This window comes from Psychrobacter sp. 4Dc (genome assembly GCF_002836715.1).
Lineage (GTDB): Bacteria > Pseudomonadota > Gammaproteobacteria > Pseudomonadales > Moraxellaceae > Psychrobacter.
In genome coordinates this window covers 67320-88394 of sequence record NZ_PJAT01000097.1, presented here as the reverse complement: position 1 = coordinate 88394, position 21075 = coordinate 67320, and the positions used below count along the sequence as shown (strand labels likewise).

The window sequence follows — 21075 nt, the reverse complement described above, 5'->3', positions numbered from 1 at the left end:
TGACGATTGCTAAGGTCTGATTTCTAAATCCTGACTGTGAAGTTTTGACTGCTTAATCTTGATTGCTACCCCACATCTACTATAGATAAACCCATAAGAGTAACCGCACAATGCGACAGCTAACCACTTACCGTAACCTGCAAGTATTTTTGGTGATAATGGCCATCATAGGCATGAGTTTTGCGCTGTTTTATCTACAGCGTCATCTAGGGCTTTCACCTTGCCCACTCTGTATTTTTCAGCGTGTTGGTCTAATCGTCATGGGCGGATTTGCCCTGATATCAGCGTTGTTTAATCCTAAGTCTAAAGTGATAAGACTATTGCTATGGCTTGGGAGTCTAGTAGGTATCGGCTGGGCAACTGCGGTAGCAGCACGCCATGTATGGCTGCAACATTTACCTGCTGACCAAGTACCTTCTTGTGGTCCAGGACTGAACTATTGGCTTGATACCCTCCCTATCCTACAAGTATTCAAAGAAGTATTTGCAGGATCTGGCGAATGCGCCTCTGTTGATTGGATGCTTATGGGATTAAGTATTCCTGAGCAGTCGTTGATTCTATTTAGTGTGCTGCTGATCGTACATGTCTTGATATTAATGCGTATCGTAAAATCTTCCAAGTAGTATCTTATGACTCAATAAGACGTTAGGTTTCTTTCCTAGTTCTGCTTTTAAAACAGACATTGCTATCTTCGATACGATGTCTGTTTTTTTGTCTACTATTAACCCGCCCTTACAACCCATATTAGCGTTACCAACAGGTATCGCTAATGTCGACTTATGCCTTTTAGATATAAGGCCAACAACAAAAAGCCCACAGAGATATTTTCAAGCCTTTGATATCTTTAGTCAGCTTACCTTATAAACGGACAAGCATTAGATATTTGTCGCTTTCTACTCATAAGCTATCTGTATTTTGAATATAAGATAATGCTGTCAAGTTCTTAATTTATATTATTACTACGCGCCCATGCCTTATTATCCTTATCTTTGACAATGGCTTTACGTTGTCGATAGTATAGATGAGCTTGAAAAATACTTGTTAAAAACTGTTTTTGGTATGACCATGATATATTTTGCTCCCGTTCGCTCTACCACGCTTGCTATCGTAAAACGGTGGCGTCCTTCGTTACTTGTAGCGTCACTATGTGTGCTACTCGTAGGCTGTGATAGTGCCTCGTCCAATACCGATAAAGACATGGTATCTACGTTTGCGTCGACTGGTTCTGAATCGCAGGAGGCTTCACAATCATTGCAAGATGACAATGCTAAGAGTGCTGAGCTAGCGAGTGATGATGAGACAAGCGAAATGGTGGAAGGGCAATCATTAATTGCTGCTGCTCAGTCAAATAAAGATACCTATGCAGACAGCTCTATGGAGCGATCAGAAGCAAAAAGCAGTATGCTGCAAGCAACATTGATGGGCGATTATGGCGGCATGGTCTCTTGTACAGATTGCGACAGTATCGACGTTACATTGAACTTATTCGCCGATGGTTCCGTACTAAAAGCAAGTTATTATCATAATCCTGAAAAACCAAAAACACCCCTACTCGAATCGGGTATCTACCGACAAGACAATGATAAAATCACCATTGTCTATGAAGGGAAAAATATCGAGACCTACCATATCCAAGACAATCATTTGATACGGATCGATGAGCACGATAATTTAGAGGATGACTATACGTTATCACGAAAATAAAAGTGTCATCATGCTGACTGTTAGTTGGCGTATCGCTGCATACTAAAATGACCAAATTACATTAGCTACATAGCGCCTACTTGTTAGGCGTTTTTTATTGGTCATCGAACAGGGTTTACTTTACAATGATTGCTTGTTTGCCCAGCTGATATATTGGTCGTTGTTTATCAAAGCGTTTATTTTTACTGATGACAGCTAGGCACCTCACACTTTATTTTATCAGCTCTCTATTCTTTTCATTCAAGCGCGTACGGAACGTCTATGCATATTCATATCCTTGGTATTTGTGGTACTTTTATGGGCTCACTGGCATTGCTAGCACGTGCGCTTGGGCATACGGTCACGGGTTCAGATGCCAATGTCTATCCTCCTATGTCCACTCAACTCGAAAATGCTGGCGTGACTATCGAAGAAGGCTATCTGGTAGAGCACTTGCAACCAACGCCAGACTTAGTTGTCGTTGGGAACGCGATGAAGCGCGGCATGGATGTGATTGAGTATATGCTAGATAATGGCTTGCGCTATACCTCAGGTCCGCAGTTCTTATCTGAGCAAGTATTGCAGTCACGCCATGTAATAGCCGTTGCAGGGACACACGGTAAAACCACAACCACGACCATGCTTGCGTGGATATTACATTATGCTGGTATCGATGCAGGTTTTTTGATTGGGGGCGTGCCATTGGTTGATACGACTGACGAGCATTTGCAGCAAGTGTTCGCGCACAGCAGCTATTTGGGAGCTGATAAAAGCGCTGATGATAAATCTGGCTACTTTGTGATTGAAGCAGATGAGTACGATTCTGCCTTCTTTGATAAGCGTTCGAAGTTCGTTCACTATCGTCCCCGCACTGCTATTTTGAATAACCTTGAGTTTGATCATGCAGATATCTTCGCAGATCTTAATGCAATACAAACCCAGTTTCACCATATGGTGCGTATGATTCCAAGCACTGGCAAAATCATCATGCCAGCCGCGACCATCAGTCTAGAAGAGACGCTAGCAAAAGGGGTTTGGACACCTATCTGGCGTACTGCCGTCATCGACTCTACTTTAGCTAATACCAGTGAAAATACGCGTGCTTTAAAAGATAGTAGCGACTGGCAGGCTGAGCTGATTCAAGAAGACGGCAGTAAGTTCAAAGTCAGTTTTGCTGCTGATGAAGATGCTTCTGCTATCGTAAACTGGTCGATGAGCGGCATCCATAACGTCAACAATGCATTAGTTGCTGTGGCTGCGGCCTATGATGTTGGCGTCAGTGTTGAGACTGCCTGTGCTGCTTTATCAGATTTCGCTGGTATCAAGCGCCGGATGGAGTTGATCGGCGACGTCAATGACATCTTAGTCTTCGATGATTTTGCCCATCATCCAACGGCTATTACAACTACATTGGATGGTGCCAAAAAGAAGCTAGCTGATAGACGCATTTGGGCTATCATTGAGCCTCGTAGTAACACTATGAAAATGGGTATTCATCAAGACAGCTTGGCTCAATCAGCGGCACTTGCTGACTATACATTATGGTACGAGCCTACTGGTTTGGAATGGGGCTTAAAAGAGGTCATCGAACCAGCTAAGTCTACTAGCGACGCTATCGGCAACCAACAAGTGCTATCAAGCATTGATGCTATCATTGAGCATATCAGCAGTCACGCAAAAGCAGGTGACGCGATTGTGGTTATGTCAAATGGCGGTTTTGAAGGGATTCATCAGCGTTTATTAACCGCATTGCATAACGGCTAACGCTTATAGTTAAGATAAAGAAGCAGCTCTTATAAAGAAACAGCTCTTCTTATTTTCCTCTATACAAACGCAGCCATCTAATAGATGGCTGCGTTTTTTACTTCTAATATTTATATGAGTTCGGCACTACAGGTACCATGTTGATAAACGTTGTTAGCACCACTGCTACCTTTGTAACCTTTCGTTTACTTATTGCCCTTACTCGATAGCAAATCGGACTTTTTCCTCACATAGCCCCTACAGTAGTAACATTTTATGCTTACTTTTGCGTCCGAGGAGTGTTTACAATAGATTTATCAAAACTTGTAACACATTATAAATATTAATAATATTAGGAGAATAACATGAGCTTTATTTGGATGATTATTGTAGGTTTAGTCGCAGGTTTATTAGCACGTGCTATCAAACCAGGTAATGACCCTATGGGTTGGATTATGACTATCGTATTGGGTATCGTTGGTGCAATGCTAGGTGGTTTCCTAGCTGGCCTAATCGGTATCAATGCTGATGGCGGTTTCACTGGTCTTATATTCTCAGTAATTGGTGCAATTATCTTATTATTCTTATATGAAATGATTGTAAATAAACGCCGTGCATAATTAGTCATAAGCCATGCATAGTTTAGTCATAAATGATTACTAGCTAATTAAAATACTATACAAACAAAGCCTTGCGTTAAGCAGGGCTTTTTTATGCCATTTGTTATCGAAATCCAGTCTTTCTACCTACATATAGCATCATATGACTGCGAAAGTATTGATAAGCATTACTTTTGTCCCCATTTATCTTATAATATCAACCCTATTTTGTCCTTATCATTGAGGTGAGCGTTATGGCACTACTCCCTATCTTAAGTTACCCAGATCCTCGCTTGCGTACCATCGCCAAGCCTGTCAAGGAAGTGACTGCTGAAATCAAAACCTTAATCGCAGACATGATCGAGACGATGTATGATGCTCAAGGCATTGGGCTTGCAGCCAGTCAAGTGGATCATCATATTCAACTTATCGTTATGGATTTGTCTGAAGATAAAAGCTCTCCTAGAGTTTTTATCAACCCAAAAGTCACGCCACTGGTAGAAGAAAAGCAACCGTATGAAGAAGGCTGCTTATCTGTACCTGATGTCTATGACAAAGTCGAACGTCCTAATAAAGTCCGTATCGAAGCGTTAGATGGTAACGGTGAGGTCATCGATGAGGTAGTCGAAGGACTGCTTGCTGTTTGTATCCAACATGAAATGGATCACCTAAATGGCGTAATCTTCGTTGACTACTTGTCTCGTCTTAAACAGACTCGTGCTCGTGATAAAGTTCGCAAAGTTCTCAAAATACGTGAAAAGCAAGAAGCACAATCAGCGGAAAAACAGACACAAGCCGTCAATTCTTAAAGCTCTACTCTTTATTCTTATCTTTTTATTTCGTCTTTATCCTTCACATAGTTACGTCTACAGTGGGTGTTAATATTTAACATTCACTGTTTGGCGATAATTTTTCTAACCGATACAGTTTCCACAAAAGGTTTACTACTATGACAATGATCAAAATTGACCAATATTTTGAACCTGCCAGCTGGCAGAAATTCACCAAGGCTGCTGAAGGTCGCGAGACGCCTTTCTTAGTAGTTGACCTTAGTCGTATCGAAACTAAATACCATGAGATGGTAAGCCTGTTTCCTAACGCTAAACTGCATTATGCAATGAAAGCTAGCCCTGCGGTGGAAGTAATCGACCTATTGGCAAACCTTGGTTCAAACTTTGACTGTGCCTCTATTTATGAGCTTGATCGCGTGCTTGGTTGCGGCGTTGAGCCATCGCGCATCTCGTATGGCAATACCATCAAAAAAGCTGAACATGTCAAATATGCTTTTGAGAAAGGCATCGATCTATACGCGACTGACTCAGAAGCAGATCTCAAAAACATTGCCAAACACGCTCCAGGTTCTAAAATATTTGTGCGTATCTTGGTTCAAGGGTCAGAGACAGCAGAATGGCCATTATCACGTAAGTTTGGTTGCCATCCTAATATGGCCATCGACCTACTGGTTCAAGCACGCGAGCTGGGCTTGGTTCCTTATGGTATCTCGTTCCACGTCGGTAGCCAGCAAAAAGACGTCGCTGCATGGGATGATGCGTTAGCCAAAGTTAAATATATGTTTGACTGGATGAAGAACGAAGAAGGCATCAAGCTACAAATGATCAATTTGGGTGGTGGCTTCCCGACCAATTACATCAGCGAAGTTAACCCTATCAAAGTCTATGCAGAAGAAATTACCAGCTATCTGACTGACGATTATGATGATGACAAAATGCCAGAGATTATTTTAGAGCCGGGTCGATCGTTGGTTGGTGGTTCGGGCGTGTTGGTCAGTGACGTGGTACTGATCTCTCGTAAGTCTGATACCGATTTGACTCGTTGGGTATATACCGATGTTGGTCTATTCCAAGGCTTAATCGAGACGCTAGGCGAAGCCATCAAGTACCCTGTCTATACGCCCAAGATGGAAACGTCTACCAGTGAAGGTACCGTAGTACTGGCAGGTCCAACTTGTGACTCAACTGATATTATGTATGAAGAAGCGGGTTATCAGCTACCAGAAGAGCTTGAGATTGGTGATAAAATCTACTGGCTCACCACTGGTGCTTATACCAATTCGTACTCATCGGTAGAGTTCAATGGTTTCCCACCGCTTGAAGTGGTTTATATTGACTAGTACTTAATACTATTCCACAAAAAAGCGCGGCACGGTTAATACCCGTATCGCGCTTTTTTGTGCTTGACAATTTAATGACTATTCAACTCTTAAAGAAATAGGCACGCTATTATTGGTATTACGGCTACCGTTGCTGGTGCTACTGGTTGAGTTTTGTGAAACTTGTCCAATCGTCACCCACTGTCCACGCGGCACGATAATCGTACTGTTCAATCTTTGACTTCGAATAGCATTGCTAGTATTGTCAGTAGAACTCATTTTATTATAAGATGAATTCGGCTGCATTAACCTTTCTTCCACTTGGGAGAGTTGTACTTCTACCTGCCCGCTAGGCAGCAGTCTTGGTGTGACGGCAATCCCTTGTGTCGTTGGCAGCAGTATTTGCTGCTGAATCACGATCTGTGGTTTGAAGTTGTGACTAGCTGAACGATGATAAGTTGAATAGTTATTAGCATTATAGGTTTGAATTAGCGAATAAAGCGTACCTGTGCTGATGCTCGCCGCGCTGCCAGACAACGTTTGTACTTGATATAGATTACTACCCTGCTGCTGGCTGCTACGCTGACTAATGACTCCTGCACCTTGAATACCGCGATTGTTGATAATGACCTGACCCTGCTGAATACTACCTTGCCCGCTAATACTATTGCCAACACGTACGGTGGCCGTCAATGCCTGTGGCTGACGGTCAATCTGAGACAACAACTGCTGTACCGCCTGATAATTGCGTGCCGTCGTTCGCAGTACCAATTTATCTTGATACGTAGTCACCGTACCACCGTCTGCGCTACTATTTAATTGTTGCCTTACTGCAGGTAGTAGGCTAGCCCCGCCATAGGTATGAATGACATAGGTTTGAGAGGTGCTGGCTTGTACGGTAATTGGTAGAACCGCTAGACTCAGTGCAAAGGCTGATAGGTTCGCAAGGTTGATGGTACAAACAGCACCAATCATTTTATGCCTAACATAATGTTTGATACTATTCATACCTGCTCCCTTGCTGCTATTAAGTCATCGAGCCATGAGTCATAACGCTATAGTCAATCATTAACCATTAACTATAAATAGTCGTTAGTCACTTAATCCAAGTACATCCTGCATATTGTACTGCCCTACTTCTTGTTCAACGACCCAAGTTGCGGCACGTACGGCACCAGCGGCAAATGTCATGCGTGCGCGCGCACGATGGGTAATCTCGACCACTTCGCCATCTGCGATAAACATAACAGTATGGTCGCCTACGATTTCGCCACCACGTATCGCGTGAATACCAATTGTCCCAGATTCGCGCTCGCCAGTTTGTCCTTCGCGGCCATAGATAGCGACGTCTTTTAGGTTTTGTCCGCGCGCTTCTGCGACTGCTTCGGCCATCATATACGCCGTACCAGAAGGCGCATCAATTTTATGCTTATGATGGGCTTCGATGATTTCTACATCAGCGTCATTACCAAACGCTTTGGCAGCCATCCCGAGCAGCTTCAATGATAAATTAACGCCTGTCGAATAGTTACCCGCATATACGATAGTGATTTGCTCACTTGCTTTTGCCAGTACTTGTTCTTGCTGTTCATTGAATCCTGTCGTACCGATGACCATAGCAACATTATGCTCAGCACAAACTTGCATGTTTTTTTCAGTGGCGTCAGGCAAGCTAAAATCAATTAATACATCGATATCATTAATCACAGTGGCTAAGTCATCAACGATTTGCACATTTAAATGGCCGATAGCAGCAACTTCGCCTGCATCAGCACCGACTAGGCTAGAGCCTTGACGCTCAATCGCTGCTTTTAATGTAGTTTGCGGGTTATTCTGTACTGCCTCGATAAGCATACGACCCATACGCCCGCCTGCACCGATTACCCCAACATTGATAGATTTATTATTCGATTGTTCGCTCATGTTTTTACCTTAGATGTTTTGTATTTGGTGAAATTATTTTTGACCATATTTATCGTAAGTTTAGCAAATATCATCACATGAATGGCTTTTTATACCATCAATAAAAAGCCCAAAGGTTTCATGTGAAACCTTTGGGCTTAGTTTAATACTAGCTACTTAGTTAGACTGTTTCTTAATCGAACAAGTCGCCGATTTTCTTGAAGAATGACTTTTTATGTGGCGACTGTTGATGCTTGCTATCGTCATCCAAAGTGTCTTGGAATTGGCGTAGCAAGTCTTTTTGCTCACGAGTCAGATTCACTGGCGTTTCGATAACCACACGGCAAATCAAGTCACCTTTCATGGTAGTACGGACTGGCGTTACGCCTTTGCCGCGTACACGCAGTAATTTACCGCTTTGCGTACCTTCTGCCACTTTGATTTTCACTTTGCCATCTAAGGTTGGGATTTCGACTTCTTTACCCAGTGCTGCATCAGTAATACTTACAGGCACATCCATATATAGGTCAGCGCCTTGACGGGTAAATACATTGTGCTGTTTGACGCGTACTTCGACATATAGATCGCCGTTTTGTACGCCAGCACCGCCTGCTTCGCCTTCGCCAGCTAGACGAACGCGATCACCATCATCGACGCCTGCAGGGATAGAGACTTCTAAGGTACGTGATTTGTCTTTTACGCCGTTGCCATGACAGTCCGAACAAGGGTTTTTGATCTGTTTACCCGTACCGCCGCAATGAGGACAAGCTTGCTGTACCGCAAAGAAACCTTGCTGCATACGTACTTGACCTTGGCCATGACAAGTCTGACAGGTAACCACATCGGAAGCATTTTTTGCCCCTTTACCATCACAGGTATCACAAGGCGCAGGAGCCGTGAAACTGATTTCTTTTTTACAGCCACGTACGGCTTCTTCTAATGTCAGCTCAATCACATAACGCAAATCAGAGCCGCGACGCGAACGCCCACCGCCGCCGCCACGCTGCTGACCGAAGATATCACCGAAGTTACCAAAGATATCGCCAAAGATATCTTGGAAGTTACCGCCACCTGCGCCGCCGAAGCCGCCGCCACCCATGCCGTTTTCAAAGGCTGCATGGCCCATACGGTCGTAGGCTGAACGTTTCTCTTCATCGCTCAATACTTCATAAGCCATTGAAGCTTCTTTGAATTTGTCTTCCGAATCAGGATCATCAGAGTTGCGATCTGGATGGTATTTCATGGCAAGCTTACGGTAGGCTCGCTTAATTTCTTTGCTGTCAGCGGTCTTGCTGACACCTAATATTTCATAAAAATCGCGCTTACTCATGCTCTCTCCTATCGTCTTTACAGCCACACCAGCGCGTCAAATAATCAGCTCAATTGATAATTGTCTTAATCTTATTCATGACTCTTAGCTATCGGATATGTATAGCGTTTCACATGAAACATCACAACTCACCATGCTATAGAACCATAATGCTTAGACTTAACCAACAAATACGGTGAAGGCTGCTTAGCCAAATCAATTATAAAAAGTTTGCGCTATTTATGGAGATGGTCTGCTGATTTATCAAGCTCTTAAATGATGAAATTAGCAGTTGGCATCGCTGCGGCAAAAGCCAAACGATTCATTAAGGTTACTGCAAAGCTTTTCGTACCTGAGCGGTGCCCAGTCGTGCTAATATTTACCGCCACATCTACGGTCATTTATAATCATAGTGATGACGCTTGCGACAAGGTATCAAGTCTTATGAAAAAGCTGGTTATTCTATTAATCATAATTGCGGTAGCAGTGTATGCAGGCTCGCCTTATTACAGCGCTTATCAGCTCAAAAACGCTTATGACGATAAAGACGGTGCCACTATCGCAGCGGCTATTGATTATGAGCAAGTGCGACCAAGCGTCCAAAATCAGCTAACCAGCCAATTTGCGACGACAATGACTAAGTATCCACTAATTTCTGAATTGGGCGGTGAGCCGTTGACCCAAGCCGCGAATGGTTTTATCGCGCAGGCAGTTGAAGGTGCTATCACTCCGCAGAATATCGAAAAGGTGATTAATACCCAAGGTCAAGCCAATACAGCAACCAAAGAGCTAGCCGCAGCATGGGCCATCGCTAGCGATCAAGTTGACTTGAAAAACCTAATTCAGAGCTTAATCATTCAGCGCGGTGATGTCGATGCGGTGGTCAAAAGCCAAATGCAGCAAGTCATGAAAAAACAAGCGGCAGAGCTTGAGCAGCAAGTAGCCCAAGGCAATGATAGTGAAAAGCCAACGCTTAGCTACTGCGGTATCAATTGTTTTAGTATTAGTGGTCAGGTAAAAGGCTATCCTCTTACTATCGAGATGCAGCGTGAAGGGCTTATCAATTGGAAAATTGTTGATATCGTCTTACCATAAATTATTTAAGACAGCTTTTGAAATGCAAAAACTTCTGAATAGAACCATAAAAAACCGCCTTATGAACTGATTCATAAGGCGGTTTTTTTTACGTTGTTTAGCAGTCCAATACCTTAAAGTTTTGAATTATTGAAACACTTAACCATACCAGTCGATTATTCAACGCCCAAGAATTCTAGAAATTCTGGACTCTCAAAACTCGCCTGATATAGCACGCCATCTTCACGATAGATGGCAGGCGTCGCCATTACCGCGAGTCCAGCTGCTTTTTCACGATTGGGTGTCACATGGTCAACTGTACAACTTGCTGATTCAGGCGTCATTTCACCTTGTAGCATCGCCTTATCAAATGCCTGACGACGACTGTCTTCATCCGCTTGGCACCAGATACCACGCATCTGCTTCGGTGACGCCTCATATATCGGATAACCGATGACATTGACTGTCACGCCTTTTGCATTAAGCGATGGCACTTGCTGATGCAAAAGGCGGCAATAAGGACAATTCACATCATCAGCCACATAGATAACGGCTCTCTCAGTAGTGGTTGCTGGATAAGTAATCAACTGGCTTTTGTCCAATGACGCAAACACAGACTGGTTTTTATGTTTTTCAAAGTTCTCATCGAGACCGATAAATTGACCATTTTCGATGACTGATATTTCGCCATCGGTAATATACTGCGCATCATCTGATAGTAAAAACGGCACGCCTTCTAGCGTTGCTCCCCAGATAACACCCGGTATTGCGGTATAAAAGAATGGTGTTTTCGCGCTCATGTTCTTAAGCGCGCTCATATTTGCTAGCATAGACGATTTGACTGAGGCACTGACAGGTTCGCCTACCTGCGAACTCGTGCTACGTACTGGTGTTTTGGTCACTACCCGCTTGCTTGGGTTTTTCTGTAGCTCACCCTGTATGACGTAACGACCATCTTCGGTAATGTGCAGCGGCAGTTGTCCAGCCAAATTCACTTGATACATATTGGGCAGTTTGGATGGCACAATAGAAGTAATCTGTGTTTTGATACCTGCTTGGGTCAATATTTGACGTAATCGCTTATCGACAGCCGCATTCACTGTCTGAATTGCTTGCGAATTTGTAGTGCTTTGCGTTACGTTATTGCTGTTGGCATCCGCTGAACTTGGCTGAGCGCAAGCAGTGGTTGCTAATAGTATGACGCTGATTAGGCTAGCGGACTTTAATACAGGTAATGTCACAGAGAGATTCCTATCTGGTTTTTAATCATGACGGTTTTCAATATTAAGACCAATTCCAAAGCTATTACTAACTGAAAGGTAGCAATACATTTTCTGATTAGTCAGATTTTTAGAGTTGGTTTAAGGGTTGTCTGTCATAAAAATATAGATAAAAAAGACTGTAGCATATGGGATAGTTTTGCAAAGCAATAAATTGCAAATATCGCAAAACTGCTACTTAGCTTTAAGAGATAGGCAACACAGGTAGGTAGTAGACATAAATACAATATAGCAGACCGCAAAAAGCAGCACACTGGGTAGCGGCTGCTAATGGGTTTAAAACGGTAATTTCAAGACAAATACTAATGCCAAAGCTTAATAGTTTCAGTGCTTATTTCTTAAAACTTGGCAACTTCTTCTGGCGTTAAGAAACGGCTATCGCCTTTTTCTAGGCCTTCTAGATTGATATGACCGATACTAGCGCGGTGCAGCTCAGTTACTCGATTACCGAAGTAACCCATCATACGTTTGACCTGATGGTATTTGCCCTGCTCTAATGTCAGACGTGCATGTTTTTCATCAATGAACTCAAGAACAGCAGGCTTGGTTGGCTCGTAATCCCCTTCAAGCAAGATGCCTTCAGCCACTTTCTTAACGGCTTTTTCTTGTGCATCACTATCCATTGCATCTGCCAAAGTCAGCTCGTACACCTTTGCATGCTCGTGCTTAGGACTAGTGACACGGTGCAGCCAGCCGCCATCATCACTCATCAGCAATGCGCCAGTGGTATCGACATCGAGACGCCCAGCGATACGCAAGCTGCCCAATTCTGGTACAGCAATCAGTTCAGTGACGATTGGATATTCTTTAACTTTTAGCGTGCACTCGAAGCCTTCAGGCTTATACAATAAGATATAGCGATTACCCGCAGCGACCGACAACGGCTCGCCTGCCCACATCACATCATCATTGACCACATCGACATGTAGGCCAGGATCTTTGACTACTTGATCGTTTACGGTGATTTCGCCGGCGTGCATGATCTTCTTTGACTCTTTACGCGACAGCTCGGTGGCTTTACTAATGAATTTATCTAAACGCATACTATTTACTACCATCGGTTTTATTATACCAGCCCTAAATCAGAAACTAACGACGCCAGCACTCAGCCGTGAGCGGCTCGTTATCTTCGATGGTTAGAAATGGTACTATAATGAAAAATTAAATAAACACTGTTCCCAATACAAAAGCCAGTGAAAGTCAGACCAGTTTAACATATCCAACCTAAGCCTGATGAAATATGAGCTATCAAACGCTAAAACGTGCCGTTACCACGCGACTCGAAATTAAAAAATCTGAGTTTATCGCCTATGCCTATCCGGTAACCTCTCGCGAGCAAGCAATGTTTCACGTGGAACAACTGCGCGAGCAATATCCCGATGCCCGGCATTTCTGCTGGGCATACATCATCGGTGATCCAGATAATACCACTAGTGCTGGTTTCGATGATGATGGCGAGCCTAGCGGTACGGCTGGTCGACCGATATTGAATGTACTGCAGCATAAGTCGATCGGCAATGTGATTATCGTCGTGGTGCGTTACTTCGGTGGTATCAAATTGGGTGCTGGCGGTCTTACCCGTGCTTATGCAGGCTCTGCTCAAGCGGCCGTCGACGAGATGATATTAAACCCTTATGTACCGATGACCCAGATTCAGATACTGGCAGAGTTTGCGACTGAAGCGCAATGCCGCTATATGATAGAGAGCCTTGGCGGTCATATCGACGATGTCGCCTATAGTAAACAAGTGACCTTAACCGCCACACTTGCTGAAGCAGATGTCGAAAATTTAAAAGCGCGTTTAGCAATGGATGGTCGAGTATTGGATAAGCCAGAAGAATAAAAATTTCTGGTTAACTACTCTCGTCGCAAATTTTGAACAGTTCTCTTTTCAATATGCTTATTTACTAGCTTTTTTACAGTAACTGTTTCTCAGTAAATGATTTTGAGCCAATAATTTTCAGCAGCTGTTTTCAGTAACTGCTTTTCAGTAATTATGCGTTCACTGAAAATTATTGGTTTTCACAGGTACTGGCGTTATGATAAAAAACCCTTATCACACTACTCTATTTGTTTTTCCACGACTATTAAATAAGACCAATATATGTCAACTTCAACCAAACCTTTTTCTCCAGCCCCTTTTAAGCCACCATTTTGGCTGACCAATCCTCATCTACAAAGCATCCTGCCCAAGTTTTTTGCGCCAAAGGCACCCACCTACCGCCGCGTGGTCGAAAAAGACTCACTGGATGAGAGCGATATTGCCTATGACTTCTATGATGCGCACCCTATAGAAGTATCAAAAGATGGCGAGCTTGAGCAAACCCCATTGATTGTTCTATTCCACGGGATGGAAGGCAGTAGTGACAGTCATTACGCTCGCGCACTAGCGTACCAAATGCACGCGCAAGGCTGGCATTTTGTGGTGGCACATTTCCGTAGCTGCGGTGGTATTCCTGCCAGTGGCACAGTATTTTATAATGCAGGCGACACTGACGAGGTGCATCATGCGCTACAGAATTTGCGTGAGCAGTATGCCAATATCTATGCGGTTGGCGTCTCATTAGGTGGCAATGCACTGGCCAAATACATGGGCGAATATGAGGACAAAGTCCTTTGTAAAGGTGCTGTTGTCATCTCTGCGCCAGTCGATATGTCTTCAGCTGCCATTACTATGCACAGCTTTTTGAGTCATCGTATCTATACGCCGTACCTGCTTAACCCAATTATCAAAAAAGCATTGGCAAACGATCTCACGCAAGATGAAATCAACTCTATCAAAGCTGCCAATCGTATCAGTGATTTCGACGATATCTTTACTGCGCCGCGTCACGGATATCGCTCCAAAAACGATTATTACCATACCGCATCCGCCATGCCGTATTTGCGCAACGTCACTCACCCTCTGCTATTAATCAGTGCAAAAGACGATCCTTTTATCGGCTTCACTGCTACGCCAAATGATGTCTCTGAGAGTGTCACTATCTTAGATACTGACCACGGTGGGCACATCGGTTATTTGCGTTATCGCTCAGACAACGGTCAGTCCAAAAACAAATCGTCTGTCACCAATGATAAAGAGTCCAAGACTTCAAAGTTCGATATCAACTGGATACCTGAAACGGTCAGCGCTTATTTTAATTGGATTGGTGTGGCTTCTATTAGCGAGTCTTCTCAGGATGTGGTCTCTGACAATAAATAATCAATGACAAAATAATAACGCCAACGTTTATAACCTTTTGAGAATGTTTTATGTACCCATTTATCCGTTATGCTAGCACCATCGCTCATGCTGCCCTAAAAGCAAAAAAGGGCGATACACTGACGTTTAAGGACACCAGTGAGATTCAGTTTCGCTGCCGCTTATCCGATATAGATAATTTTTTGGAGATGAATAACGGCCGCGTATTTACGCTTTATGATTTGGGTCGTATGGACTTTGCGGTACGGACTGGGCTTGGCAAGCAGTTGTTAAAACAACGTTGGGGTCTGGTCATCGCTGGCAGCACTATTCAATACCGTAAGCGTATTCGCGCTTTTCAAAAAGTCACACTCAAGACCAAAATCGTCGGTATCGACGCACGCTGGCTGTATATTGAGCAATCAATGTGGGTCAAAGGGCAGCCCTGCTCATCTGGTCTACTGCGTACCGGTGTGACCAAGGGCGGCAGAGTGATCGACACGGCACAAGTACTGGCTGCACTTGGCCAATCTGACTGGGATCTACCGCCAACGGGTTACGTGGCTGAGTGGATCAAAAGTGATGCTGATCGTCCGTGGCCGCCTGTCGATACAGCTGACTGACTTAACTTTATAAGCTAGAAATCTATTACTTTTGATTTATTTAACAGATAGTACAAGCAAGCAACCTTATAGCTACTATTTCATAACAACTCATTATATAAATACATATAATAAATGTTAGGATAGTGGTGAGTACATACTCAGACAAAACAAATATAGTCTTATAAGGAGAATAATATGGCTAATACAACAGATTATGTCGGTACGTTATTTGATAATAGCGAATCAAACCCAAGCAAAATTACTTTAGCGTTTACCATGGCAGGCGTGGCACTGAAAAAAGGCCATTCTGCTACTGTGATATTAATGGTGGATGGGGTGCATCTAGCAAAACCAAACGCGCTAGACAATGTAGATATTGGTGATCCGTTTGAGCCAGCTGGTGAGTTACTAGAAGCCTTTATCGAAAAAGGTGGTCAAGTATTGGTCTGCGGCGCTTGTATGAAACACAACGGTGTAGAAGAGTCCGATATCGATAAGCGCTTTGAAGTAATTAGTGGTGATGATGTGGTTGAGCTGCTGATGAATGCAAAAGGGTCGTTGCAGTTGAATTAAGATGCTCGTAAATGGTTCATTTGTATAATTCTATTAGATAGTAAAGAAACATCAGATATTCTGGTGTTTCTTTTTTCGTTTTTAGATTGGCAGGGTACTTACTTAATAACATATCGCAAACCCTACCATTGATAATAACGATTTTACCCGTTCGGCATCACAGAGTATGATGGATACTGGTAGTTACCACCCTATTTACTATAACTACTCATTACCTGACTATTATATTTACAATGTATGCCCGCATCATAGGCTGAGCGTCATTAATTGCTATCATCCTGTAGGACACCGAACACTATGACCAACTTTCCCACTATCAGAATACGCATTCGTCGCAAGCTCTATCGCCTTATCTTTACAGGTCTGATGGCGATGATGATGTCACTGATTATCTCAACAGCCCTATTGGTGGTCAAACAAGGCTTTATCGACGGATTTTTTATGGAGTTGATGCATTCGTGGGGGCTGGCCTTTATTTTTGCGTGGCCAAGCGCATATATCTGTGCCTATCTAGTACAAGAGCATGTACTGAGTAGAATAGAGTTTTATTAAATACTCCTATGCACTACAGCATGTTTCCCAATAATATCGTTATCTTAAATTTGCCATAACTATGCAATGTCCTCATCAGTAAGCAACAACGTTACTTAACCAAAAAAGTACTGATAACAATCCATCAAAGTTGCTACTGTTGTTAGCTGATTACACTCTTTCTTCGAGTGTCCATCACCGACAGACAATCAAATAACTAGAATACGATCATTAAAAATAAACAAAGGAAATCATCATGCGTAGTGCTATTCATAACAGCTTTGGCAAACCCTCCAACGTATTGAGCGTTGGCGACAGTCCGATGCCGCAGCCTGCTGCCAACGAAGTCCGTATCAAAACCATCCTCTCACCTATTCACAACCATGACATGCTGACAGTGAGTGGACAATATGGCTATAAGCCTGAGATGCCAGCCATCGGTGGTAGTGAGGCGCTAGGCATTATCGATGCGGTAGGCGCTGACGTGACAGACTTTAGTGTTGGTCAGCGTGTGGCGTGTGCCAGTGTGCATGAGACGTGGGCGGAGTATTTTGTCGCCCCTGCCAGCATGGTATTTAACATGCCTGATAGCATCGAAGACGAGTTGGCTGCCCAGCTGATTGCGATGCCGCTGTCTGCCTTAATGCTATTAGAATTCTTAGAAGTGAATAGCGGTCAATGGATCATCCACAATGCGGCAAACGGCGCTGTGGGTAAAACCCTTGCCATGCTCGCAGCAGCACGCGGCGTGAATACGATTAACCTCGTACGTAGCAAAGACGCGATAGAAGAGCTGACCTCACTCGGTATCAAAAACAATGTCGTCACTGCTGATGATGACTGGAAAGACCAAGTCCGTGCCATCATCGGCGATGACAAGATCACAGCAGCCGTTGATTCAGTCGGTGGTGAGTCGAGCAATGAGCTACTATCGCTACTGGGTAGCAAGGGCACGCTGGTCTCATTTGGTATCATGTCAGGCAAACCAATGGCACTGGACGCTGGTAGCCTGATCTTTAAGCAAGCCACTGTCAAAGGATTCTGGGGTAGCAAAACCAGCCAAGAAATGGATCTAGACAACAAACAACGTCTAATCGATGAGCTACTAGAACGTGCGTCGAATGGCGATTTGAAGCTACCGATCGAAGCCGTCTATAGTCTAGACGATATCACAACTGCCGTCTCTGGAAAAGTACAATCAAGTAAAAAAGGCAAAGTTCTTTTAAAACCTTAATTCCTATACTCGCCTCGTAATTTCGTAATAAGGGCAAAAACCAGCGGTATTAGCAAATATAAGAAAGCCCATGTGTATTAGCGATAAGATACGGTGGGCTTTTTTAACCATTCTGCTGTAGCAGTAATCATATCTATCGCTAAGCCAATGAACATAAATAATAAGATTTAATAAGGATATAACCATGTCAAACGATACAACTTTCAAAGCCTTAGTCGTCGAAGAAACCAGCGATGGTGAATTCAAAAAAAGCATTCAAGAACGCAAAGTTAGTGACTTGCCAGAGAATGACTTGCTCATCGAAGTGCATTATTCATCGTTAAACTTTAAAGATGCGATGTCAGCCACTGGTAATAAACGAATCACCAAACAGTACCCGCATACCCCTGGTATCGACGCAGCTGGCGTGGTCGTCAGTGATAAGTCAGGCACATTTAGCGCAGGACAAGAAGTATTGGTATTCGGCTATGATCTCGGTATGGACACAGATGGCGGTCTCGGTCAGATGATCTCTATACCAGCAGAGTGGGCGCTACCTTGCCCAGAAACGCTGACGCTAAAAGAAGCGATGACCTATGGTACTGGCGGCCTAACCGCAGCACTAAGTGTGCAAAAGCTAGAGAAAATGGGCGCAAAACCAAGTGATGGCCCAGTTGCTGTGACTGGCGCAACAGGCGGCGTGGGTAGTATCAGTATCGCGATATTAAGTCAATTGGGCTACGAGGTTATCGCCTTCTCAGGTAAGACTGAACAAAGCGATTATCTAAAAGATCTTGGCGCGAGTGAAGTCCGTCATCGCGATACGATCAATGAAATCGGTAGCAAACCTATCGGCCGTGAGCTGTGGGCCAATGCCATTGATACGCTCGGTGGCGATTATCTAGCTAATTTGCTCAAGCAAACCAAAGCGGGCGGCGCGGTGACGAGCTGTGGTCTAGCAGGTGGCGCTGAGTTTTCAATGACGGTCATGCCGTTTATCACTAGAGCGGTATCATTATTGGGTATCGACTCGGTCTATATCCCACTGGCAGATAAAGAAGCCATTTGGAAACGTGTTGCCACTGATATGAAGCTGCCTAATCTTGAGAGCTATGGTGAAGAGATTACGCTAGAGCAAACGCCAGAATACTTAGATCGCTTTATGTCGAGCAAAGTGGTTGGGCGTTATATAGTGAATGTGAAGGGTTAGGTTTTCTTCAGAACAAATATTATAAACAGTAGCGGTGCTCTTTATCTGAAAGAGCACCGCTTTTTTAATTGACTTTAACAAACTTAAGTTTACTATATTGGTTTTATGGAATATTAACAATAAGGAAGTTAAATTGTTTGAGATAGGAAAAATTTATAATAGGCGTGCTGATATACACGGTAGATATAAGGGCCAGCAATATGGAGGTATAGCAACGCCTGCCGAGCATCCCTATATATTTATTTTTACCGGCGATGCTGGCGGCGAATATGGCTATATTGATGATTTTGACCCTAACGGCACCTTTAAATATACGGGTGAAGGCCAAGAAGGTGACATGAAAATGACCAAAGGTAATTTGGCAATTCATGATCATCAAAAAAACAATAAAGAAATTCTACTTTTCGAATCAACATCACGAGGCTTTGTACGGTTTTTAGGGTATTGTAATTACGTTTTTCATCATATTGAAGAACGGCCAGATAGAAATGGCGAGCTTCGTGTCGCTATCATTTTTCATCTAGATATGGTTAATACTAAAAATATTGATACAACTCAAACCCTGCCATCTAAAGTAGTTAAAGCCCCTAAAGCCGTTTATATCATTAAGCCTAGTAAAGGTAAATCATTACAGCAATTACGAGAAATTGCCTTAAGTTCAACACCAACCCACGCAAGCACTCAAGAAAAAATTCAGTCTATTCAAAACCGTAGTACAGCAATTAAGCTGTATGCTAAAAAAAGAGCTAATGGTTTATGCGAGGGATGTAATGAGACAGCGCCATTTGAAACTAAATCTGGACCTTATCTGGAAGTTCATCATCTAACTAGATTGGCAGATGGTGGTGCGGACTTACCTCAAAACGTTATTGCGTTATGTCCTACCTGTCATCGAAAAGCTCACTACTCTTTAGGCCATTTAGAATTTAATAATAAGTTAATAAACAAAGTTGCTGCTATCGAAGCAAAACTTATCGAGTAAAACTTTTATGTTTAAAACAAAAAACACCCAACTAAGTTGAGTGTTTTAACTAAAGAGAAGTGCCGCTAAATCAAATTATTTTTTCTTCTTTTTCTCAGCACGTTTTTTCTCAATCAGGGTTTGAGCGGTAGTATTTTCTTCCCACCAATCGCCCATATCTTGCCAGTAGAGATAAGCCTGCTCTTTACCACCAATTTCGATACCATAACTATTGATACCCATACCGCGTGGTCTAGGATGACGCTTTTTAAGAATTTCATGCGCCACTTCAGGCAAGTTATCTTTTGCGATATCCCACTCTTTTTCAGCCTTATCTAATTTATCTTGATAACAGTAAGCCAGCACCTTACCGAAAGCGATATTTGCAAGCATATCCTCTGGATAGTTGTCGCAAATTCGAATTATTTTCTGATACTCTTCGGTAAACATGTACCATTCTATCAGCGCTTCACGCATACCTAGGTTGTCATTAGGGCAAACTTGTAGCAGCCTTTCTCCCTGCTCGCAGGCTTCATCAAAGCTCATATTGTCAGCATAGACATTTGCCAGCTGAAACAGCGCTCGCAAAAAGGGACGGTTCTCCATGATGCCCCATGGCAGCTTACTTTTTTGCCAATTAAAGTTTTTGGGGAAATACTCTAAGTATAGGCGCATACATTCGCGGCTACTCAATAGTGCTAAAAAGCTGTCATCATGCTGCTCACACAAAAATGCTAAGTTAAAGTAAGCATCAGGGTCATTCATATTCTCTAATACTAAAAACTGAGCAATATCACGAGCCACTTCATAACCTTCTTTCTCCAGCGTCATCTGTATCACTTGGAATGAGGTTGGCGGCTGCTCATCAAAGTCTTGCACAATTTCATGCTGAAATTTGGTCATGACTTCATTCATAATATCGTTGATATCACGACCTCTTTTTACCTCGGCATCTACAAAGGCTTTTATTTTAAGATTAAGCGCTCTACCAGCGCCAAGCGCATTTGATCTATTGTCAGCCGACTTATCGCTAACGTCATCTTCAAACATCCACTCGTTTTGTCCCACATGAACCAGTTTCATAGTCCATCACTCCTTTGC

21 protein-coding genes are annotated in these 21075 nt (G+C 43.2%); 15 read left to right on the top strand and 6 right to left on the bottom strand.

Features of this window, described 5'->3' with window-relative positions; genetic code table 11:
• Positions 1-110: 110 nt before the first annotated feature.
• The 6 genes from CXF61_RS08060 (at position 111) to CXF61_RS08035 (ending at position 6156) form a co-directional block, all read left to right on the top strand.
• Positions 111-623: a disulfide bond formation protein B gene (locus tag CXF61_RS08060; protein ID WP_134292233.1), complete on the top strand. Its 513-nt coding sequence runs from the start codon at positions 111-113 to the stop codon at positions 621-623.
• A 442-nt stretch (positions 624-1065) separates the two neighbouring features.
• Positions 1066-1704 carry a copper resistance protein NlpE N-terminal domain-containing protein gene (locus CXF61_RS08055; protein WP_165597829.1) on the top strand — a complete coding sequence of 213 codons (639 nt, stop codon included), beginning with the start codon at positions 1066-1068 and terminating at the stop codon, positions 1702-1704.
• A gap of 261 nt (positions 1705-1965) precedes the next feature.
• On the top strand, positions 1966-3447 hold the full coding sequence (gene mpl, locus CXF61_RS08050) for a UDP-N-acetylmuramate:L-alanyl-gamma-D-glutamyl-meso-diaminopimelate ligase (RefSeq protein WP_165597828.1): 1482 nt from the start codon (positions 1966-1968) through the stop codon (positions 3445-3447).
• A 344-nt stretch (positions 3448-3791) separates the two neighbouring features.
• The gene (locus CXF61_RS08045) at positions 3792-4046 is read left to right on the top strand and encodes a GlsB/YeaQ/YmgE family stress response membrane protein (RefSeq protein WP_057757652.1); all 255 of its coding nucleotides are present in this window, start codon (positions 3792-3794) and stop codon (positions 4044-4046) included.
• A gap of 233 nt (positions 4047-4279) precedes the next feature.
• On the top strand, positions 4280-4834 hold the full coding sequence (def, locus tag CXF61_RS08040; protein ID WP_057757649.1) for a peptide deformylase: 555 nt from the start codon (positions 4280-4282) through the stop codon (positions 4832-4834).
• A 146-nt stretch (positions 4835-4980) separates the two neighbouring features.
• On the top strand, positions 4981-6156 hold the full coding sequence (locus CXF61_RS08035) for a type III PLP-dependent enzyme (protein WP_165597836.1): 1176 nt from the start codon (positions 4981-4983) through the stop codon (positions 6154-6156).
• Positions 6157-6234: 78 nt separating this feature from the next.
• On the opposite strand, the gene CXF61_RS08030 is transcribed toward CXF61_RS08035, so the two are convergent.
• The 3 genes from CXF61_RS08030 to dnaJ all read right to left on the bottom strand — a co-directional run bounded on the left by CXF61_RS08030 (position 6235) and on the right by dnaJ (position 9367).
• Positions 6235-7143 carry a hypothetical protein gene (locus CXF61_RS08030; protein ID WP_165597827.1) on the bottom strand — a complete coding sequence of 303 codons (909 nt, stop codon included), beginning with the start codon at positions 7141-7143 and terminating at the stop codon, positions 6235-6237.
• 84 nt (positions 7144-7227) lie between these two features.
• Positions 7228-8058: a 4-hydroxy-tetrahydrodipicolinate reductase gene (dapB, locus tag CXF61_RS08025; RefSeq protein ID WP_165597826.1), complete on the bottom strand. Its 831-nt coding sequence runs from the start codon at positions 8056-8058 to the stop codon at positions 7228-7230.
• A gap of 172 nt (positions 8059-8230) precedes the next feature.
• Positions 8231-9367 (bottom strand): molecular chaperone DnaJ, encoded by a 1137-nt coding sequence (gene dnaJ, locus CXF61_RS08020; RefSeq protein ID WP_057757637.1) that lies wholly within the window; start codon positions 9365-9367, stop codon positions 8231-8233.
• Between the two features lie 255 nt (positions 9368-9622).
• On the opposite strand from dnaJ, the gene CXF61_RS08015 reads away from it, so the two are divergent.
• Positions 9623-10441 (top strand): DUF2939 domain-containing protein, encoded by an 819-nt coding sequence (locus CXF61_RS08015; protein WP_227526630.1) that lies wholly within the window; start codon positions 9623-9625, stop codon positions 10439-10441.
• Between the two features lie 155 nt (positions 10442-10596).
• On the opposite strand, the gene CXF61_RS08010 is transcribed toward CXF61_RS08015, so the two are convergent.
• The gene (locus CXF61_RS08010; RefSeq protein WP_165597825.1) at positions 10597-11661 is read right to left on the bottom strand and encodes a disulfide isomerase DsbC N-terminal domain-containing protein; all 1065 of its coding nucleotides are present in this window, start codon (positions 11659-11661) and stop codon (positions 10597-10599) included.
• A 377-nt stretch (positions 11662-12038) separates the two neighbouring features.
• Positions 12039-12743 carry a pseudouridine synthase gene (locus CXF61_RS08005; protein WP_057757631.1) on the bottom strand — a complete coding sequence of 235 codons (705 nt, stop codon included), beginning with the start codon at positions 12741-12743 and terminating at the stop codon, positions 12039-12041.
• A gap of 197 nt (positions 12744-12940) precedes the next feature.
• On the opposite strand from CXF61_RS08005, the gene CXF61_RS08000 reads away from it, so the two are divergent.
• The 8 genes from CXF61_RS08000 (at position 12941) to CXF61_RS07965 (ending at position 19995) form a co-directional block, all read left to right on the top strand.
• Entirely contained in the window at positions 12941-13543 is a 603-nt protein-coding gene (locus CXF61_RS08000) for a YigZ family protein (protein WP_165597824.1), read from the top strand.
• A 261-nt stretch (positions 13544-13804) separates the two neighbouring features.
• The gene (locus CXF61_RS07995; protein WP_165597823.1) at positions 13805-14902 is read left to right on the top strand and encodes a YheT family hydrolase; all 1098 of its coding nucleotides are present in this window, start codon (positions 13805-13807) and stop codon (positions 14900-14902) included.
• A 50-nt stretch (positions 14903-14952) separates the two neighbouring features.
• Positions 14953-15504: an acyl-CoA thioesterase gene (locus tag CXF61_RS07990; RefSeq protein ID WP_057757622.1), complete on the top strand. Its 552-nt coding sequence runs from the start codon at positions 14953-14955 to the stop codon at positions 15502-15504.
• Between the two features lie 177 nt (positions 15505-15681).
• Positions 15682-16059 carry a DsrE family protein gene (locus CXF61_RS07985; RefSeq protein ID WP_165597822.1) on the top strand — a complete coding sequence of 126 codons (378 nt, stop codon included), beginning with the start codon at positions 15682-15684 and terminating at the stop codon, positions 16057-16059.
• Between the two features lie 297 nt (positions 16060-16356).
• Positions 16357-16611, top strand: coding sequence for a DUF2798 domain-containing protein (locus CXF61_RS07980; RefSeq protein ID WP_165597821.1), 255 nt, complete (start codon positions 16357-16359; stop codon positions 16609-16611).
• A 235-nt stretch (positions 16612-16846) separates the two neighbouring features.
• Positions 16847-17824 carry a zinc-binding dehydrogenase gene (locus CXF61_RS07975; protein ID WP_165597820.1) on the top strand — a complete coding sequence of 326 codons (978 nt, stop codon included), beginning with the start codon at positions 16847-16849 and terminating at the stop codon, positions 17822-17824.
• 184 nt (positions 17825-18008) lie between these two features.
• Positions 18009-19013: a YhdH/YhfP family quinone oxidoreductase gene (locus tag CXF61_RS07970; RefSeq protein WP_165597819.1), complete on the top strand. Its 1005-nt coding sequence runs from the start codon at positions 18009-18011 to the stop codon at positions 19011-19013.
• A gap of 133 nt (positions 19014-19146) precedes the next feature.
• Positions 19147-19995, top strand: coding sequence for an HNH endonuclease (locus tag CXF61_RS07965; RefSeq protein ID WP_165597818.1), 849 nt, complete (start codon positions 19147-19149; stop codon positions 19993-19995).
• 75 nt (positions 19996-20070) lie between these two features.
• Here the strand turns inward: CXF61_RS07965 and CXF61_RS07960 are convergent, their stop codons facing one another.
• Positions 20071-21057, bottom strand: coding sequence for a tetratricopeptide repeat protein (locus tag CXF61_RS07960; RefSeq protein ID WP_102076599.1), 987 nt, complete (start codon positions 21055-21057; stop codon positions 20071-20073).
• Between the last annotated feature and the right edge of the window lie 18 nt (positions 21058-21075).

Bases quoted from the DNA above. Each gene is read 5' to 3' on its own strand.
- CXF61_RS08060 (WP_134292233.1), top strand. From the start codon at position 111: ATGCGACAGCTAACCACTTACCGTAACCTGCAAGTATTTTTGGTGATA.
- CXF61_RS08055 (WP_165597829.1), top strand. From the start codon at position 1,066: ATGATATATTTTGCTCCCGTTCGCTCTACCACGCTTGCTATCGTAAAA.
- mpl (WP_165597828.1), top strand. From the start codon at position 1,966: ATGCATATTCATATCCTTGGTATTTGTGGTACTTTTATGGGCTCACTG.
- CXF61_RS08045 (WP_057757652.1), top strand. From the start codon at position 3,792: ATGAGCTTTATTTGGATGATTATTGTAGGTTTAGTCGCAGGTTTATTA.
- def (WP_057757649.1), top strand. From the start codon at position 4,280: ATGGCACTACTCCCTATCTTAAGTTACCCAGATCCTCGCTTGCGTACC.
- CXF61_RS08035 (WP_165597836.1), top strand. From the start codon at position 4,981: ATGATCAAAATTGACCAATATTTTGAACCTGCCAGCTGGCAGAAATTC.
- CXF61_RS08030 (WP_165597827.1), bottom strand. From the start codon at position 7,143: ATGAATAGTATCAAACATTATGTTAGGCATAAAATGATTGGTGCTGTT.
- dapB (WP_165597826.1), bottom strand. From the start codon at position 8,058: ATGAGCGAACAATCGAATAATAAATCTATCAATGTTGGGGTAATCGGT.
- dnaJ (WP_057757637.1), bottom strand. From the start codon at position 9,367: ATGAGTAAGCGCGATTTTTATGAAATATTAGGTGTCAGCAAGACCGCT.
- CXF61_RS08015 (WP_227526630.1), top strand. From the start codon at position 9,623: ATGATGAAATTAGCAGTTGGCATCGCTGCGGCAAAAGCCAAACGATTC.
- CXF61_RS08005 (WP_057757631.1), bottom strand. From the start codon at position 12,743: ATGCGTTTAGATAAATTCATTAGTAAAGCCACCGAGCTGTCGCGTAAA.
- CXF61_RS08000 (WP_165597824.1), top strand. From the start codon at position 12,941: ATGAGCTATCAAACGCTAAAACGTGCCGTTACCACGCGACTCGAAATT.
- CXF61_RS07995 (WP_165597823.1), top strand. From the start codon at position 13,805: ATGTCAACTTCAACCAAACCTTTTTCTCCAGCCCCTTTTAAGCCACCA.
- CXF61_RS07990 (WP_057757622.1), top strand. From the start codon at position 14,953: ATGTACCCATTTATCCGTTATGCTAGCACCATCGCTCATGCTGCCCTA.
- CXF61_RS07985 (WP_165597822.1), top strand. From the start codon at position 15,682: ATGGCTAATACAACAGATTATGTCGGTACGTTATTTGATAATAGCGAA.
- CXF61_RS07980 (WP_165597821.1), top strand. From the start codon at position 16,357: ATGACCAACTTTCCCACTATCAGAATACGCATTCGTCGCAAGCTCTAT.
- CXF61_RS07975 (WP_165597820.1), top strand. From the start codon at position 16,847: ATGCGTAGTGCTATTCATAACAGCTTTGGCAAACCCTCCAACGTATTG.
- CXF61_RS07970 (WP_165597819.1), top strand. From the start codon at position 18,009: ATGTCAAACGATACAACTTTCAAAGCCTTAGTCGTCGAAGAAACCAGC.
- CXF61_RS07960 (WP_102076599.1), bottom strand. From the start codon at position 21,057: ATGAAACTGGTTCATGTGGGACAAAACGAGTGGATGTTTGAAGATGAC.